Raw genomic sequence first — 16,922 nt, forward strand, 5'->3', positions numbered from 1 at the left:
TTTTGCATACAAACCTACGGACGACCATGAATAACATCGTCTCCATCCCGCGCCAGTCACTACACCAGGAGGTGGTGAATCGGCTGCGTCAGCGCATCATCGAGGGCGACATGCCCCCCGGCGCCAAGCTCAACGAACGCGAGCTGTGCGAGGTCATGGATGTCTCGCGCACCCCTTTGCGCGAAGCCATCAAGATGCTCGCCGCCGAAGGGCTGGTCGAGCTGCTGCCGAACCGCGGTGCGGTCGTTGCCCAGCTCGACGAGGAAGACGTCAGCGACACCTTTGAGGTCATTGCCGGCCTCGAAGGCCTGTCCGGCGAACTGGCCGCGCAGCGCATCACGGCCGAAGAGCTGTCCGAGATCCGCGCGCTGCACTTCGAGATGTGCGCCGCCCATGCGCGACGCGATCTGCCGACGTATTACCGCCTCAACGCCGCCATCCACGAACGCATCAACGCCGCCGCACGCAACCCGGTGCTGGCCCAGACCTGGCGCAACGTCAATGCGCGCCTGCAGGTGCTGCGCTTCCGCTCGAACCTCGACGGCGCCAAGTGGGATCAGGCGTTGGTCGAGCACGAGCAGATGGTCGACATGCTGGCTGCCCGCGATGCCGAGGGGCTGCGCAAGCTGCTCATCACGCACCTGCTGGTCAAACGCGACACGGTGATCGAACTGATGCGCTCCGGCCGCCTGAACCAGTCGAGGAAGGAAAACGCATGAACAAGCCTCTGCCGCTCGCCGTCACGCATGACAACGCCGACGCCGGCGCTGCCGAAGTTGCACGACGCGGTGCGCCGGAAGCGGCCGAACTGGCGCGTCGACTGGCGCGCGAAACCACCGGCGAAGTCCTGTTCGACCCCGCTTCGCGCGGCCGCTATGCCACCGATGCGTCGATCTACCAGATCATGCCGACCGGCGTGTTCGTGCCGAAAAGCACGCAGGACGTGGCCGCGGCCATCGACATTGCGCGCGACCTGAAGGTGCCGATCACCTCGCGCGGCGGCGGCACCTCGCAATGCGGCCAGACCGTCGGCGCGGGGCTGGTCATCGACAACACCAAGTACCTGCGCAAGGTGCTGGATTTCGACGTCGAGGCCGGCACGGTCGAAGTCGAACCCGGCATCGTGCTCGACCACCTCAACGCGCAGTTGAAGCCGCACGGCCTGTGGTATCCGGTGGATGTGTCCACCTCCGCGCAGGCCACGCTCGGCGGCATGGCCGGCAACAACTCCTGCGGCAGCCGCTCGATTGCCTACGGCAACATGGTGCACAACGTGCTGGGCGTGAATGCCTGGCTGGCCGACGGCTCGGAGCTGTCGCTCGGCCCGGTCGATGGTCTCGGCGCGAAGGAGCGCGCGCTGGCCGAAACCGTGCGCGGTCTGGTCGATACGTTGCACCCCGACATCGACGCCATGTGGCCGCGCGTGATGCGCCGCGTGGCGGGCTACAACCTCGACATCTTTCATCCGATGAGCGAGAAGCCCTACACCACCGATGGCAGCGTGAACCTCGCGCACCTGCTGATCGGCTCGGAAGGCACGCTGTCGGTCACCAGGAGCCTCAAGCTCAAGCTCTCGCCGCTGGCCAAGTCCAAGGTGCTCGGCGTGGTGAACTTCCCGACCTTCCACAAGGCCATGGATTCGGCCCAGCACATCGTCAAGCTGGGGCCGACCGCGGTGGAACTGGTCGACCGCACCATGATCGAGCTGGCCACGGCCAACCCGGCCTTCCGCCCGGTCATCGAAACCGCGTTGATCGGCAAGCCGGACGCCATCCTGCTGGTCGAATTCGCCGGCGACGACCGTGCCGCGCTGCTCAACCAACTGGCGCAACTGGTCGAGCTGATGGGCGATCTGGGCCTGCCCGGCAGCGTCGTCGAAATGCCCGAAGAAGGCGCGCAAAAAGCGCTGTGGGAAGTGCGCAAGGCCGGCCTGAACATCATGATGAGCCTCAAGGGCGACGGCAAACCGGTGTCCTTCATCGAGGACTGTGCGGTGCCGCTGGAACATCTGGCCGAGTACACCGACGGGCTCACCGAAGTTTTCGCCAAGTACGGCTCGCGCGGCACCTGGTACGCCCACGCCTCGGTCGGCACGCTGCACGTGCGCCCCATTCTCGACATGCGCCGCGACGGCGCCTCGAAGATGCGCGCGATTGCCGAGGAAGCCGCCGCGCTGGTGCGCAAGTACAAGGGCGCCTACAGCGGCGAGCACGGCGACGGACTGTGCCGTGGCGAGTGGATCGAGTGGCAGTTCGGCCCGAAGATCAACGACGCCTTCCGCGCGCTCAAGCAACATCTCGACCCGGGCAATCTGCTCAACCCCGGCAAGATCATCGATCCGCCGAAGATGACGGACGACAGCCTGTTCCGCTATCCGCCGAGCTACCGCACCATCGAACTGAAACCCGTGTTCGACTGGTCGGCATGGGACGTGCAGAACGACGCCGTCACCGAAGAGACCACCGCCCCCGGCACCGGCGGCGACACCACGCACGGCTTCGCCAAGGCCGTCGAGATGTGCAACAACAACGGCCACTGCCGCAAGTTCGACGCCGGCACCATGTGCCCGAGTTATCGCGTCACGCGCGACGAGATGCACCTCACGCGCGGCCGCGCCAACACCCTGCGCATGGCGCTCTCCGGCAAGCTCGGCGAAGACGCGCTGACCGGCGATCTGGTGAAAGAAGCCATGGATCTGTGCGTCGGCTGCAAGGGCTGCAAGCGCGACTGCCCGACCGGCGTCGACATGGCCAAGATGAAATACGAGGTGCAGGCCCATCGCGCCCGCCGCTACGGCGTGTCACTCAAGGACAAGCTCATTGCCCACGTGCCGGCCTACGCCGGCCTGGCCAGCAAGCTGCCGTGGCTGTTCAACCTGCGCGACATCATTCCCGGCTTCGCCACGCTGAGCGAAAAGCTGCTTGGCCTGTCGGCCCGCCGCAGCCTGCCCAGATGGCGCCGCGACACCTTCTGGCGCGACGCCCGCAAGCTGCGCCTGGCCAGTCGCGAAGAAGTGCTGATGGCCGACAAGGGCGTGGTGCTGTTCGTCGACACCTTCAACGGCTTCCTCGACTCCGAAAACGCCATCGCGGCGGTGGGCGTGCTGCAGGCCGCCGGCTACAAGGTGCATGCCGCGCGCGGCACGGGCGAGCGCAATCTGTGCTGCGGCCGCACCTATATGGCCGCCGGCATGATGGACGAGGCCCGCGACAAGGCCTCCGAGCTGCTCGAGGCGATGCTGCCGTTTGCCGAGAAGGGGCTGGCCATCGTCGGCCTGGAGCCGTCCTGTCTGCTGTCCTTGCGTGACGAGATGCTGGTCATGGGCTTTGGCGACAAGGCCCGAACGGTGGCCGCGCGCGCGCAACTGTTCGAGGAATTCATCGCGGCAGAGGCCAAGGCCGGCCGCTTTGCGCTGGATCTGCGCCCTGCGACCCAGCCCATCAAGGTGCACGGCCACTGCCACCAGAAGGCCTTCGCCGCGGTGGCACCGGTGCTCGAAGTGCTGCGCCTGATTCCCGACGCCAAGCCGGAACTGATCGAATCATCGTGCTGCGGCATGGCCGGCGCCTTCGGCTACGAGGCCTCGCACTACGACGCGTCGATGAAAATGGCCGAACTGTCGCTGCTGCCGGCGGTGCGCTCGGCGCCGGACGCCATCATCGTCGCCGACGGTACGAGTTGCCGCCACCAGATCGCCGACGGCGCACAGCGCGAGGCCCTGCATGTGGCGGTGGTGCTGGCGGATCACCTGAACTGACGCGTCCGCCGCCCGCGCCGGTTTGACCACGGCGGCGCGGGCGGCAGATACTTCGCACCCCGGAACACACGCGAACTTCGACGAAATGCAAAACAAGAACCTGTATCTGACGCTTAAAAGCGGCTTTCCCGAATCGCCCGACGCCCCCGCGCTGGAGACCGAGACCGGTGCCGTATTCACCTACGCCGAACTCGACCGGGCGAGTGCGCGTTACGCCAACCTGATCGCCTCGCACGGCGTCATGCCGGGCGATCGCGTCGTGGTGCAGATCGACAAATCGCCCGAAGCGCTGTTCCTGTATCTGGCCTGCCTGCGCGCCGGCGCCATCTTCGTGCCGCTCAACTCGGCCTATCAGCGCAAGGAACTGGCCTACTTCCTGACCGACGCCGAGCCGCGCATGGTGGTGTGCAGCCCCTCGCACGAAGACCTCTTCCTCGACATCTCGGCCGAGGCCGGCAACCCCACCGTGCTGACGCTGGGCGACCACGGCAACGGTACGGCGCCCGAGCGCGCCTCGACGATGTCCGAGCTGTTCGACACGGTGCAGCGCGGCGACGACGATCTGGCCTGCATCCTGTACACCTCCGGCACCACCGGCCGCTCCAAGGGCGCGATGCTGACGCACCGCAACCTCGCCTCGAACGCGCAGACGCTGCACAAGTACTGGGGCTTCGTGCCCGGCGACGTTGTGCTGCACGTGCTGCCGATCTTCCACGCCCATGGTCTGTTCGTGGCCTGCCACTGCTCGCTGCTCAACGGCAGCCTGATGCTGTGGCAGCCGCGTTTCGATGCCCACCGCGTGATCGAGCTGCTGCCGCGCGCCTCCGTTTTCATGGGCGTTCCGACGCTGTACACGCGCCTGCTCGAACAGCCCGAGTTCAACCGCGAACTGACCTCCCACATGCGTCTGTTCGTGGCGGGTTCCGCCCCGCTGCTGGCCGAAACCCACCGCGAGTTCGAACGCCGCACCGGCCAGGCCATCCTGGAGCGTTACGGCATGACCGAAACCGTGATGCTGACCTCCAACCCGTATGACGGCGAGCGCCGCGCCGGCACCGTCGGCTACCCGCTGCCGGGAGTGGAGCTGCGCATCGTCGGCAACGACGACCAGTCGCTGCCGCAGGGTGAAACCGGCCACGTGCAGGTGCGCGGCCCCAACATCTTCCCCGGCTACTGGCGCATGCCCGAGAAGACCGCCGAGGAATTCACCGCCGACGGCTTCTTCCGCACTGGCGACCTCGGCCTGATCGACGAGCGCGACTATGTGCATCTGGTCGGCCGCTCGAAGGACCTCATCATCACCGGCGGCTACAACGTGTATCCGAAAGAGATCGAAAGCTGGATCGACGAAATCGAGGGCGTGCGCGAATCCGCCGTGATCGGTCTGCCGCATCCGGATTTCGGTGAATCCGTGACCGCCGTGATCGTGCCCGAGCCGGGCGCCAAAATCGACGAAGCCGCAGTGGTGGCTCTTCTCAAGGCAGAACTGGCCGGATTCAAGGTACCCAAGAGAGTGTTCTTCCTTCCGGAGCTTCCGAGGAATACGATGGGCAAGGTGCAGAAGAATCTGCTTCGCGACACCTTCGCACGACAGCTTGATTAACAGGCGTCGAAGGTCACCGGTGACCAACCGTTCAAGCGGTCGAATCGCCGGCAACCCGAAGCGTCACTAAGCCGGACCACCGGCAGGGAGAGGAGCCATGGACAAGCAAGCCATCCAACGCGCCGCACAGGCGCTGCTCGACGCACGTGCCGCCGGCACGCTGCTGAAATCACTGCCGCCCGGTTGCGAGCCGACCGACTTTGCCGAGGCCTATGCCATTCAGGACGCCGTATCCGAGGCGCTCGGCCCGGTCGGCGGCTGGAAAGTCGGCGCCAAGGAACCCGGCGCCGAACCCACCTGCGCGCCGATGCCGGCCTCGCTGGTGCACGCCTCGGGCCATCGCATGCCGGCCTACACCGCCGACAAATGCGGCATCGAATGCGAGATCGCGGTGCGCATGAAGCAGGATCTGCCGCCGCTCGGCCGCCCCTACACCTATGAAGAGGTGCTCGCGGCGATCGACACCGTGCACCCGGCCTTCGAGATCGTGACCTATCGCCTGATGACGCACGCGCACCAGAGCCGCGTCATCCTCGCCACCGACGCCTTCGGCAACGGCGCCTTCGTCTATGGCGATGGCCGTCCCGACCTCATCGGGCTGGACCAGACCCAACAACGCGCGCAACTCGACGTCGACGGCGAACGCTGGGTCGAGAAGACCGGCGGCAACCCCGCGGGTGACATCTTCCGGCTCGTGCATTGGCTCGCCAACCACGTCGCAATCCGCTGCGGCGGCCTGCGCAAGGGTCAGTTCGTCACCACCGGCAGCTGCACCGGCATGCTCTTCGTCAGCGGTGGCGAAGCGCTGCGCGCCGACTTCCCCGGCCTCGGCTTTGTCGAGATGGACATCGGCCCGCAATAAGCCCACCGCAATACGGCCCGGCACGGTCCGGGCCGCTGGAGACCCAATGGCCGTACGACCGATACTGAAGATGGGCGATCCGCGCCTGCTGGTGCCCGCCGAACCGATCACCGAGTTCGACACGCCCGAACTGCACGAACTCATCGCCGACATGTTCGACACCATGGCCGACGCCGGCGGTGTCGGGCTGGCCGCACCGCAGATCGGCGTCGGCCTGCAGCTGGTAATCATGGGTTTCGAGCGCAGCGAGCGTTACCCCGACGCAGAACCGGTGCCGCAGACCATCCTGCTCAACCCGGTCATCACGCCGCTGTCCGACGAGCTGGAAGACGGCTGGGAAGGCTGCCTGTCGGTGCCCGGCATGCGCGGCCTGGTGCCGCGCCACACGCACATCCGCTACACCGGCTTCACCCCGCAGGGCGAAGCCATCGACCGCACGGTGGACGGCTTCCACGCCCGCGTCGTGCAGCACGAATGCGACCACCTGATCGGCATGCTCTACCCCATGCGCATCCGCGACATGAGCCAGTTCGGCTTTACCGACGTGCTGTTTCCGGCCGTGACGCCGTAAGCGCAAGCTTACAGTGCGGCTCCGTCCGGGGGCCGGCTTGAAAGCGCGCCCGCCGGGCAAGTGCGAACAGGCGCTGGCGTAAGCCCTTGTAAAACCTCGTCCTGCGCGGGCTCCTGGCGCTGGCCATGCGGGTACCATCAATCAGCCTCGCAAGCATTGCTTCCCGGCTCGCCTGGGTACGAGAGCGCACAAACGTTTGTGCCACGCCCACGCACACTCGCAACGCTGTCACGCGCGCCGGCTACGACGTGCTGCCCGTGCCGGCATTTCAGGAGATCTATCAGATGACCGCAAAGGATTCCCGGCCGACTGAAGGCCACAAGAAGAACTCGCCCGAGACCCCTGACACGAACGATCGCGACTCGGCACTCGCGCAGCCCCGGAAAACGGGCTCACCGGCTCCCGAGCAGACCGAGGCGGAGTTGTACCGCCCCGCGTCCCGACTCACGCGCGAAGGGGATGCTTACGGCGCGTTTGGCAACGAGGACACGCCTGAGGGCAATGCCATTCGCGAGGAAGCGGAGGCAGATCAGGATGTGCAGCGCCGCGGCACTCAGCTCAAGAATGATATGAGCCGCGATGGCAAAGGGCACAAGCCCTAGGACCTGTCGCCAATTGCACTGGCCGGTCGCGTGGGTCTGCAGTGCTGTCGGCAAGGTGCGCGGCCCTCAAGGGCAAAGAACGCATCCCACCCTGCAGACCTACCCGAAGGCCTGGCGCGAATGGCTCCATCTGCTGCGCCACCGCGCTTTGATCTGCGAGCCATTCAGGTCGGACGTGACCGCCATGACCAACACAAGCGCCCGCGCCGTCCGCATGTCTCCCGCCGCCATGGGCACTGACACCTGATGACCGCCTACCTCGGCCTGTTCCTGTCCGCACTTGTCGCCGCGACCATGCTGCCCATGCAGTCGGAAGTCGTGCTCGCCGGCCTGCTCTCGCTGGGCGACCATCCGGTGTGGGCGCTGATCGCGGTGGCCACCACCGGCAACGTCCTGGGCTCGATCATCAACTGGCTGCTCGGCCGCTACATCGAACATTTCCGCCACCGCCGCTGGTTTCCGCTGCGCGAATCGCAACTCGACCGCTTTCAGCGCATGTATCACCGCTGGGGCCGTTGGTCGCTGCTGATGAGCTGGGCGCCGTTCATCGGCGACCCGCTCACGGTGATCGCCGGCGTGCTGCGCGAACCGCTGTGGAGCTTTGTGCTGATCGTCTTCGTCGCCAAGCTTGGCCGGTATCTGGTGGTGGCCGGCATCATGCTGGGCGTGCTCGGCTGAGTCGGCAACATAAGGAGCCTTCGATGAAAATTCTGGTCAACATTGACGTCGACGATCTCGGCGAAGCCACGACCTTCTACTGCAGCGCCTTCGACCTCTCGGTCGGCCGGCGTCTGGGCCCGGACGTTACGGAGCTGGTCGGCGCCTCGTCGTCCATCTACCTGCTGTCAAAGCCCGAGGGCAGCTCACCGTCCGAGCGCACGGCGCAGACGCGCCACTACCTGCGCCACTGGAGCCCGATCCACCTCGATTTCGTCGTAAGTGATATCGAAGTCGCATTGGAAAAGGCAATGTCCGCCGGCGCAACGCTGGAGAAACCGATCGAGACCTTCAATTGGGGCAGGCTCGCGCTGATGGCGGATCCGTTCGGTCACGGCTTCTGCCTGATTCAGTTTCTGGGCAAGGGCTACGACGAAATCGCCAGCAGCTAGCGATATGCCCGGCGCGTGCCACGGGCGGGCGGACACAACACGTAACACCCCCCGCGTTGTCCCGGCCGTGCGCTTCGTGGAAAGCTGGTCCCGTTATCGTTCCGGCTGAACCTGCCTTCATGATGCTTCGTGACTTTCTCAGCACCAGGGATACCTCGTTTGATCGACCGACGCAGGCTGTCGACGAGGTGCATGCGCTCTACCTGGCTCTGCTCGACGCGCGCCTGCGTGAGAGCGCCGTGCCCGTGGCGCGGCGCTTTCTGACGGATCGGCTGCGCGAAGCCGACGACGTCGAGGACGACCTGCCCGACTCCGGCGCCCCTTCGGAAGACTGGCTGACCGGCCGGCTCGAAGAGGTGGGCGACGCGTATCGCGCGTACCTGGACACGCGTGCGGCCGGCGGCCCGCGCCGCTACTTCTCGAGCCGCTCCCACGCCATGCACTTTCTGCGCGGCGTGGCGCCGACCAAACTGGTCGACGGCGCCTGGCTGTATGGCCTGCTCCGCCACTGGCGCAATCCAGACTACCTGCCGCTGATTCGAACCTATCTCGAAGAGTTGGGCGATGGCAGCGCCGATCTCAACCATGTGGCGCTCTACCGCAAGCTTCTGGCGAGTGTGGGCTGCGATGACTGGGAGGGCGGGCGCACTGCGGCGGAATACACGCAGGGCGCGATCCAGCTCAGCCTTGCCTACCTTGCGGACGACTTTCTGCCAGAGGTGATCGGCTTCAACCTGGGCTACGAGCAATTGCCATTGCATCTGTTGGTAAGCGCCTATGAGCTCGACGAGCTGGGCATAGACCCCTACTACTTCACCTTGCACGTGACCATCGACAACGCCGTCAACGGCCATGCGCGCAAGGCCGTGCAGGCCGTCGAGCACATTGCCCCGACGGGGGTCGGGCGCGAAGACTTCCTGCGCCGAGTGCGCCTCGGATACCGCCTCAACTCACTCGGCGCGGGCAGCGAATCGGTGATCCGCAGCTTTGATCTCGAAGCTGAGCTGGTCCGGGTCCTGACCGACAAGAGCGCCGTCGGCCGTTACGTCCATTCCGACTACTGCCGCATTGAAGGGCGCAGCGTGAGCCAGTGGTTGAGCGACAGCAATGACATCCCGGCGTTTCTGGATGCGCTGCAGCGACGGGGCTGGATCCGGCGCGGAGAAGCACCGTCGGAGAGCCGATTCTGGCAACTGATTCAGGGTGAGCGCGCCGAGATGTTCGGGGTGTTCTCGCCGTACGAGGTGCAGCTGCTTGAAGACTGGATTGCCGATGACTCTGCCGACTCCACGGGCACGCCGCGACGCAGCTTCCGTCAGAGGGAGCGACTGCGACGCACGCGTGGGCAGCCCCCCGAGCAGCCGATGCCGCCAGCCACCGACGCAGAGCCGCAATTGGAACAGCGGTTGGCCGAGTGCACGGACTGCGCAAGCCTGCTGGATGCCTTGCCGCGCATGATGTCGCCGAGCCTCCACCACACCGCCGCCGGCCTGTTCGCCACCCGGCTGTTCAGCGAAACTCTGGGAGCGGCCCGCCCATGAACGTGCGCGACAGCAGTTTCACCGCACCCGACGGCGAAGCCTTCTCGACCGCGGCACCGGCTTTGCTCGGCTTGCTCGCGAGTTTGCGGCAGGCCGACTACCACTTCGTCACCCCGACGCCCGCTACCCACCAGCGCGTGCTTCGGCGCGCACCGCCGCAGCGGGCCGATCTGCGCGACGCCTTTGGCTGGAGCCGGCCGTTTGCGCCGGATCTTCTGCCGACAGCCGTGTTCGAATCGCTGCGCGAAGCCGGCGTGGTAGTGCCGTGCGAGGACGGCTGGCGCAGCGTGGTGCGTGCCTCCACATTGGGCGACAGCCTGCTGCTGCATTCCGCCTTCCCCACCGCGCAGGCCGATGCAGTGTTCTTCGGCCCCGACAGCTACCGCTTTGCCTCGGCCATCGAAGCCCACCTGCTCAGTCACGACGGCCCCGTAAAGCGCGCGCTCGACATCGGCTGCGGCGCCGGCCCTGGCGCGCTGACCATTGCGCGCCTGCGCCCCCGCGCGGAAGTCACCGGCACCGACATCAATCTGTCCGCCCTGCGGCTGGCCAGCGTGAACGCCGTTTTTGCCGGCGCCGACAACGTCGGCCTGCGCTACAGCGACCTCATGACGGAGGTTTCCGGCGCCTTCGACCTCATCGTCGCCAACCCGCCCTACATGCTCGATCCGGACGCACGCAGCTACCGCCATGGCGGCGGCGAGCTCGGCGCCGGACTGTCGCTGGCCATCGTGGATGCCGCGGTGCCGCGCCTCGCTCCGGGCGGCAGCCTGCTGCTGTACACCGGCGTGGCGATGCCGGGCGCAGCCGATCCATTCGCCGCTGCCTTGCGCGAGCGGCATGCCTTGCGCGGCGCGCAGTGGGCGTATCGCGAGCTCGACCCCGACGTCTTCGGCGAAGAGCTTGAAGGCGAAACCTACGCTGGCGTCGAACGCATTGCGGCGGTCTTGCTGCAAGTGACTCGCCCGCGCGTGCGCGCTTGATAGAAAAACCCCTGTCTCCGGAGTCCACGCCCGTAACACCGATGTAATGCCGCCCTCCCAGTATTCGCGGGGTCGCCCCGCCCGAACTGCGCCCCCGTGGCGCAGGCAAATAAAGCTGCGCAAGAGCAGCACCAGACAGCAGACAAACAAGGATCAGCAACATGATTGATCGTCCGGACGGCGCAGGTGAAGCAGCCGACCAATGCAAGCAACCCACGCGCCCACAGAAGCTAGCAAGTTGGTGCAGGCGCAAGGCAGTACTGCTGATACCTGCGGCTCTGGTGGTTTACGGTGGCGTGCTTCTGGCCCAGCCGCCGTCGGTGGAAGACCTGTCGGAAGACAAGCAAACAATGGCGCCGCGGCTGCTGTCCGAGTGGCAGGAAGGCGACGTGATCGTGCTGCTTCGCCACCTCGAACGCTGTGATCGTGCCGACGTGCCCTGCCTGCACGGGGACAAGAGCGGCATCACCCTGCGCGCCGTGCAGGACGGCCATGAGCTGGGCAAGGCATTCCACCGGCTCGGCCTGGCGAACACCGACATTTCGAACAGCCCGCTCGCGCGTACGGCGCAGACCTCGCAGGTCGTATTCAGTCGCGCCGAGCAAGATCAACACTGGTTGTACGAGTGCAAGGAGCAGATGCTCGAAGGCGTCAAACAGCGCAAGGCGCAAGGCCGCAATCTGATTCTCGTGACCCACAGCGGATGCATGCAGGCATTCCAGGCAGAGCTGGGGTATGACGACGACACGCCGGACTACGGCACCGCGCTGATCGTGGCGGAAGACGACACCAGCAAGAAGCTGCAGGTGCTGGGGTTTCTCGATGTTGAAGACTGGAAAGTCACGCTCGGCCCCTGAGCCGCACGAGCAGATGCGGGCACGCGGCCTGCTTTCAGCACTGCCCATAGCGCCGCGCTGCTCAGCCCGAACTGAGCAACTGCGATGACCAGCCCGTGCCATGCGGGCTTGCGGCCACTGCGCTTCCGCTCATCAGCTCAATAACGGATTCGCAATTGCTACAGAAGCTCAAGCTGGAATTTCAAGCCATCAAGAATGGCGAACCCGGCCACCGATTTGTCGATTACTACGAACGCAGCAAGCGCAAGGAAGACGCGCAGCGCCTGCCGTGGGCAACGCTGGGGGCCGTCATCGCCGGCCTGCTGCTGATCGTCTGCGGCGTGGCGCTTTCGATTCCGCCCGGCGTTCCGGGTTTTCTGCTGTGGATTCCCGGCCTTGCGCTACTCGCGGCGCGATCCAAAGGGCTGGCGCTGCTGCTGGACCGGCTCGAAGCGTGGGGGCGGAAAGTGTGGCAGCGCCTGGTGATCCGACACTGAGCCCAACAATGCTCTTGGCAAACGCGGCGAGCGTGCCCCGCGCGGGCTGGCGAATGTGTTTCCGCCAGGCCTTCTCCCCTATGCACGCCATTTCATTTCGTACTTGCCCTTATGGCCCCTGTGCATAGGCGCGCTTAGCATCGGCCCTCTGTTTCCAACGGAGAAAACGATGAATCCCGCACTGCTCACCTGCGCGCTGGCCGCCTGCCTGCATTCCGGCGCCGTCCTGGCTCAAGCCAAACCCGAAGTCTCGCTGTTCGCAGCCGGCAGCCTGAAGGCGGTGCTGACCGAAGTGTCCAAAGACTTCACCGCCGAGACCGGCCAGGCCGTCAGCGGCAGCTTTGGGCCGTCCGGCCTGCTGCGTGAGCGCATCGAGAAGGGCGAAGCGGCTCAGGTCTTCGCCTCCGCCAACATGAAGCATCCCAAGACGCTGGCCGACGCTGGCGGCTGGAGCGCGCCGGTGGTGTTCACGCACAACAACCTGTGCGCAATGGCGCAGCCGGAAGTGAAGGTGGACAGCGCCAGTCTGCTCGACGTCATGCTCGACCCCGCCACCAGGCTCGGCACCTCCACACCCAAAGCCGACCCCTCCGGCGACTACGCCTGGGCGCTGTTCGAGAAGGCCGAGAAAGTGCGCGCCGGCTCGTTCAAGGCGCTCGACGCCAAGGCGCTCAAGCTCACCGGCGGGCCGGACTCGGCCAAGGCGCCGGCAGGGCGCAACCCGTACGCCTGGGTGATGGATGAGGGCAAAGCGGACGTCTTCCTGACCTACTGCACCAACGCCGTCGCCGCGCAGAAAGAACTGCCGAAGCTGCAGATCGTCGAGATTCCCGCGGAACTGTCGGTGGGCGCGACCTACGGCATGAGCGTGCGCGACGGCGCGCCCGATTCCGCCAAGGCGCTGGCTGACTACATCCGGTCGCCGGCCGCGCAGCAGGTGTTCAAGCGTCATGGATTCGGAGCCATCTGACGGGTTGTTGAACCCCGCCCGGGTGCGCGCGCTGGCGGATGGGGCGGCCGGAGAGGTGCTTACGGCCGAGGCGCTGGCGGGGATATACGGGACGAAGGTAGCCGCGCTGCGAGATACGGCGCATGAGCAGGCGTTCTTCGTGGCGGAGTGAGGGGCCAGCACGACAAGCCATTACTCGGGGATCAAGTACGTGAGCGCCGCTCCTCCCCCGTCAAGGGGGAGGTTGGGAGGGGGATGGGTTACTGTGTTGGCGCCAATCGAAACCCATCCCCACCCCGACCCTCCCCTTGAAGAGGAGGGAGTAGCCGCGCCGTACTCCACTCTGCACCCCCTATTTGGTTTCCACCCAATCATGGCAACGCACAACAACACAGTCTATTCTTACGGTTCATTGAACGATCGATAAAGAGTACGAAGATGTCGGCCTCCGCCACCCTCTCAAGCAAATTCCAGATTTCCATCCCCAAGGCTGTGCGTGAAGAGCAGCACTGGGAGGCCGGGCAGGAGTTCGTGTTCATCCCAAAGGGTAAGGGCGTGCTCGTCATGCCGGTACCGGAACTGGAACAACTCGCCGGCATCGCGCGTGGCGCAAACAAGGCCGACTACCGCGACCGCGAGGACCGCTTCTGATGGCCTCCAGGCCATGCGTGGTCGACACCTCCGCCTGGATCGAATGGCTCACGGGTAGCGCGCTCGGCAAGGAGCTGGGCAAGCACTTCCCGGACAAGGCGCAGTGCATCGTCCCGACCATCGTCCAGCTTGAACTGTCGAAATGGATGGTGCGCGAAGTCGGAGAAGACCAGGCCGATCAGGTCATCGCCTACACCATGCAGTGCGTGGTCGTGCCGCTGGACACGACCCTTGCCCTGCTTGCTGCTGACTTCCACCGGGAATACGGATTGGCCACCGCCGACGCCATCGTTTACGCGACAGCGCGCCACCAGGGCGCGCGGTTGATGACTTGCGATGCGCACTTCAAGGACCTGCCGGATGTGACGCTGTATGCCAAGACCGCGTGAAAGCGAAACCTGCTCCCTGCCAGCGCTGCAGGACGACTAAAGGCTCAGCCATGCAGGACAACGACACCCGCATCACCGAAAGCAGCGGCAACGTCTTTCTTGATCTCGGTTTCGATGCCGCAGAAGCCCATGTCATGAAGCTGCGCACCGAAGTAATGATCCGTACCGCCCAGCACCTGAAGGAGCGCGGCTGGACGCAGGCCGAAGCCGCGCGTCAGCTCGGCATTACCCCGCCCTGCGTCTCGCGGCTCATCGAAGGCAAGGCGGAGGACCTCAGCCTCGACATGCTGCTGACGTTGGCGTCCAGGGCGGGGTTGCATCCGGAGTTGCGGCTGACGGCCTGAAAGACGGATCGCGGAGCTTTCCGGCAGTTTTGTGCTCCAAGCCACACCTAAGGATTACCTCAACCAACGGGGGGCTTCATGGCCGTCGCAATTTTCCCGATCATCAAAGCCGTTGCGCCTTATCTGGCGCAGATCGCAACCGCCGCGATTCCCGCATTCACCTCCAAACCCGCTGATACTGCCAAGAGCGCGCCGGTAGTGGCCCAACAGATCGAGGAGCTTCAGGCAGCCGCCACACAGAACGCCGAGTCGATTCATGTGCTGGCTGAAAAGCTGCAGCAGGCCATCCAGGGCATCGAGATGGCCGCCGAAGAGGCGAGGAAACAGGTTGCGACCTACAAGGCCCTGCTCGTCATTGCCTTGGGGCTTTCCGGGCTGTCCACGCTTCTCAGCATCTATCTTCTGGCCAGATAGATTCCGTGCCGTTCGTTCCAGCCGACGACGCCTGGCAAAGCCGTGGCGCGCGAGCTTTTCACGGATGAAAAATGGGCGCCCGACTATGCCGGGCGCCCATCGTTGTCTCGAGCCTTCGCGGTTATCCGCCCCGCCCGTCAGTCCTTGTTGCGCGGATCCGGCGTCATGCGCAGATACGGGCGCAGCGCCTTGTAGCCTTTGGGGAAGCGGCGCTTGATCTCGTCCTCGTCCTTCAGCGACGGCACGATCACCACATCGTCACCTGGACGCCAGTTGGCCGGCGTGGCGGCAGCGTGGTTGTCGGTGAGCTGCAGTGAGTCGATAACACGCAGAACCTCGTCAAAGTTGCGCCCCGTGCTCGCAGGGTAGGTGATGATCAGGCGCACCTTCTTGGCCGGATCAATGATCAGCAGCGAGCGCACAGTGGCCGTGGCGCTGGCGTTGGGGTGGATGAAGTCGTAGAGCTGCGACACCTTGCGGTCGGCGTCCGCGATGATCGGAAAGTTCACCTCGGTGCCCTGCGTGTCGTTGATGTCGCCAATCCAGCCGCGGTGCGATTCCACCGGGTCGACCGACAGCGCAATGGCCTTCACGCCGCGGCGCGCGAATTCGTCGCGCAGCTTTGCGGTCTGGCCCAGTTCCGTGGTGCACACCGGCGTGAAGTCGGCCGGGTGCGAAAACAGCACGGCCCAACTGTCACCCAGCCACTCGTGGAAACGAATGGTGCCTTCGGTGGAATCCTGCTCAAAATCGGGGGCGATGTCGCCGAGATGAATGCTCATGATGGTGCTCCTGTAACAGTGTGGCCGGTCAGGCCGACGTGGGCCTGCGCTCCGGCGGGTTCGTGAAGGGCAGCGCGGCGGGCGGACTGCAGACGTTCACGTTGCGGCCGGGGCCACAGCCCCATACGGCCATCCACATGGCCCGCCGGTAAAGCTCCGGCAACGTGATCGGCGGGTGGTTCCGCAGCGGGGACGACGACGCGCGCCGGATCAAGGGTGAGGGCCTCGGCGTGATCTTCACCACCCACGACACCAACCACTCCCTGCGCTCACCCTTCTCCAGCCCCCAAGTATTCGATACGCATTTCTACGCCTTCACGGATAACGCGTACGGCATACTGTCGCAGGATTTTCGCACTTGCTCTGAGCCCTTGCTCGGCGTCCAGCGCGATCCTGGTCTTGACCATTCACGGGAGTAACAATGAAGCGCATTTTCTTCGCCATTCTGGCTCTGGCAATCCTGGCTGGCTGCGCAACCGGGCCAAAGTACATGGGCCATACGGTGCATCAGGCGACTTTCAAGGTGGACGCCGGCAAGACGATCAGTCTGCCTGTGACCCGAGCAGGCGCACTGCCGGCCGAGAACGAGCACTACAAGATCGAATTTGCCGGATTCAGCGCCTCGGTCAAAAAGGGCAATCCGGCCGAATCCAAACTGGTTTGGGGGTTCGGCTTGACCGCCAAAAGCGCCATCGAGCTGGCATCCGTGACGATCGAAGTCGTTACCACCAACGGAGAATTGGAGAGGGTGGTGGAAGACCGGACTCCGGCGCTCAAAAACAAAGGATGGACGGGGCGCATGCCCCCTCTGCCGATGACGCGAGAGGTCGTCCCCTGGCTCTACGAAAAAGGCCATTCAACGTTCGTCTTCAAGTTCACCATCCATGCGAAGGACGGCAGTTCGGCGGTGTTGTATCAGCCCTCTGTGATCGCCTCAGGTGCGAAGTCCATGTATCTACAACTCATCGCCGGGCGCTAACAGTGGCCGGGCCGGCTTGGACCAACGCCAGCGATGCCTCTTGGCACGCAGCG

General features: G+C 65.2%; 19 protein-coding genes. 18 read left to right on the forward strand and 1 reads right to left on the reverse strand.

The features are described from left to right. The first annotated feature begins 26 nt into the window (after positions 1 to 26). The 17 genes from AC6H0N_RS04075 to AC6H0N_RS04155 all read left to right on the forward strand — a co-directional run bounded on the left by AC6H0N_RS04075 (position 27) and on the right by AC6H0N_RS04155 (position 15,108). Positions 27 to 719 (forward strand): GntR family transcriptional regulator, encoded by a 693-nt coding sequence (locus tag AC6H0N_RS04075; protein ID WP_497572778.1) that lies wholly within the window; start codon positions 27 to 29, stop codon positions 717 to 719. Next, the gene (locus AC6H0N_RS04080; RefSeq protein ID WP_497572779.1) at positions 716 to 3,757 is read left to right on the forward strand and encodes an FAD-binding and (Fe-S)-binding domain-containing protein; all 3,042 of its coding nucleotides are present in this window, start codon (positions 716 to 718) and stop codon (positions 3,755 to 3,757) included. Before AC6H0N_RS04075 ends, AC6H0N_RS04080 begins: the two co-directional genes overlap by 4 nt. Before the next feature lie 85 nt (positions 3,758 to 3,842). Continuing rightward, the gene (locus AC6H0N_RS04085; protein ID WP_497572780.1) at positions 3,843 to 5,360 is read left to right on the forward strand and encodes a malonate--CoA ligase; all 1,518 of its coding nucleotides are present in this window, start codon (positions 3,843 to 3,845) and stop codon (positions 5,358 to 5,360) included. A gap of 97 nt (positions 5,361 to 5,457) precedes the next feature. After that, positions 5,458 to 6,222 (forward strand): 2-keto-4-pentenoate hydratase, encoded by a 765-nt coding sequence (locus AC6H0N_RS04090; protein WP_497572781.1) that lies wholly within the window; start codon positions 5,458 to 5,460, stop codon positions 6,220 to 6,222. A 46-nt stretch (positions 6,223 to 6,268) separates the two neighbouring features. After that, entirely contained in the window at positions 6,269 to 6,793 is a 525-nt protein-coding gene (def, locus tag AC6H0N_RS04095; RefSeq protein ID WP_497572782.1) for a peptide deformylase, read from the forward strand. A 284-nt stretch (positions 6,794 to 7,077) separates the two neighbouring features. Further along, positions 7,078 to 7,395 (forward strand): hypothetical protein, encoded by a 318-nt coding sequence (locus AC6H0N_RS04100; RefSeq protein ID WP_497572783.1) that lies wholly within the window; start codon positions 7,078 to 7,080, stop codon positions 7,393 to 7,395. A gap of 246 nt (positions 7,396 to 7,641) precedes the next feature. Further along, on the forward strand, positions 7,642 to 8,073 hold the full coding sequence (locus AC6H0N_RS04105) for a YqaA family protein (RefSeq protein WP_497572784.1): 432 nt from the start codon (positions 7,642 to 7,644) through the stop codon (positions 8,071 to 8,073). A gap of 23 nt (positions 8,074 to 8,096) precedes the next feature. Next, positions 8,097 to 8,504, forward strand: a complete 408-nt coding sequence (locus AC6H0N_RS04110; RefSeq protein ID WP_497572785.1) for a VOC family protein — start codon at positions 8,097 to 8,099, stop codon at positions 8,502 to 8,504. Positions 8,505 to 8,623: 119 nt separating this feature from the next. Then, positions 8,624 to 10,045 carry an iron-containing redox enzyme family protein gene (locus AC6H0N_RS04115; RefSeq protein WP_497572786.1) on the forward strand — a complete coding sequence of 474 codons (1,422 nt, stop codon included), beginning with the start codon at positions 8,624 to 8,626 and terminating at the stop codon, positions 10,043 to 10,045. Then, positions 10,042 to 11,028 carry a methyltransferase gene (locus AC6H0N_RS04120; protein WP_497572787.1) on the forward strand — a complete coding sequence of 329 codons (987 nt, stop codon included), beginning with the start codon at positions 10,042 to 10,044 and terminating at the stop codon, positions 11,026 to 11,028. Before AC6H0N_RS04115 ends, AC6H0N_RS04120 begins: the two co-directional genes overlap by 4 nt. A gap of 161 nt (positions 11,029 to 11,189) precedes the next feature. Next, a complete protein-coding gene (gene pmrG, locus AC6H0N_RS04125) occupies positions 11,190 to 11,885 on the forward strand; it encodes a lipopolysaccharide core heptose(II)-phosphate phosphatase PmrG (protein ID WP_497572788.1) in 696 nt (231 codons plus the stop codon). A 155-nt stretch (positions 11,886 to 12,040) separates the two neighbouring features. Next, positions 12,041 to 12,361, forward strand: a complete 321-nt coding sequence (locus AC6H0N_RS04130; protein WP_497572789.1) for a hypothetical protein — start codon at positions 12,041 to 12,043, stop codon at positions 12,359 to 12,361. A 169-nt stretch (positions 12,362 to 12,530) separates the two neighbouring features. Continuing rightward, on the forward strand, positions 12,531 to 13,331 hold the full coding sequence (locus AC6H0N_RS04135; protein WP_497572790.1) for a molybdate ABC transporter substrate-binding protein: 801 nt from the start codon (positions 12,531 to 12,533) through the stop codon (positions 13,329 to 13,331). Positions 13,332 to 13,748: 417 nt separating this feature from the next. Beyond that, positions 13,749 to 13,961, forward strand: a complete 213-nt coding sequence (locus tag AC6H0N_RS04140; protein ID WP_497572791.1) for an AbrB/MazE/SpoVT family DNA-binding domain-containing protein — start codon at positions 13,749 to 13,751, stop codon at positions 13,959 to 13,961. Continuing rightward, complete coding sequence (locus AC6H0N_RS04145) at positions 13,961 to 14,350, forward strand: type II toxin-antitoxin system VapC family toxin (protein ID WP_497572792.1); 390 nt, start codon at positions 13,961 to 13,963, stop codon at positions 14,348 to 14,350. The genes AC6H0N_RS04140 and AC6H0N_RS04145 overlap by 1 nt, the downstream gene beginning before the upstream one ends. Before the next feature lie 50 nt (positions 14,351 to 14,400). Then, entirely contained in the window at positions 14,401 to 14,694 is a 294-nt protein-coding gene (locus AC6H0N_RS04150; RefSeq protein ID WP_497572793.1) for a helix-turn-helix domain-containing protein, read from the forward strand. A 78-nt stretch (positions 14,695 to 14,772) separates the two neighbouring features. Beyond that, positions 14,773 to 15,108, forward strand: a complete 336-nt coding sequence (locus AC6H0N_RS04155; protein ID WP_497572794.1) for a hypothetical protein — start codon at positions 14,773 to 14,775, stop codon at positions 15,106 to 15,108. A 137-nt stretch (positions 15,109 to 15,245) separates the two neighbouring features. Here AC6H0N_RS04155 and AC6H0N_RS04160 read toward each other — a convergent pair whose 3' ends face one another. After that, entirely contained in the window at positions 15,246 to 15,890 is a 645-nt protein-coding gene (locus AC6H0N_RS04160) for a peroxiredoxin (RefSeq protein ID WP_497572795.1), read from the reverse strand. A 421-nt stretch (positions 15,891 to 16,311) separates the two neighbouring features. On the opposite strand from AC6H0N_RS04160, the gene AC6H0N_RS04165 reads away from it, so the two are divergent. After that, complete coding sequence (locus AC6H0N_RS04165; RefSeq protein WP_497572796.1) at positions 16,312 to 16,869, forward strand: membrane lipoprotein lipid attachment site-containing protein; 558 nt, start codon at positions 16,312 to 16,314, stop codon at positions 16,867 to 16,869. Positions 16,870 to 16,922: the final 53 nt, after the last annotated feature.

It is taken from the genome of Pseudazoarcus sp. NS34, from assembly GCF_059703725.1.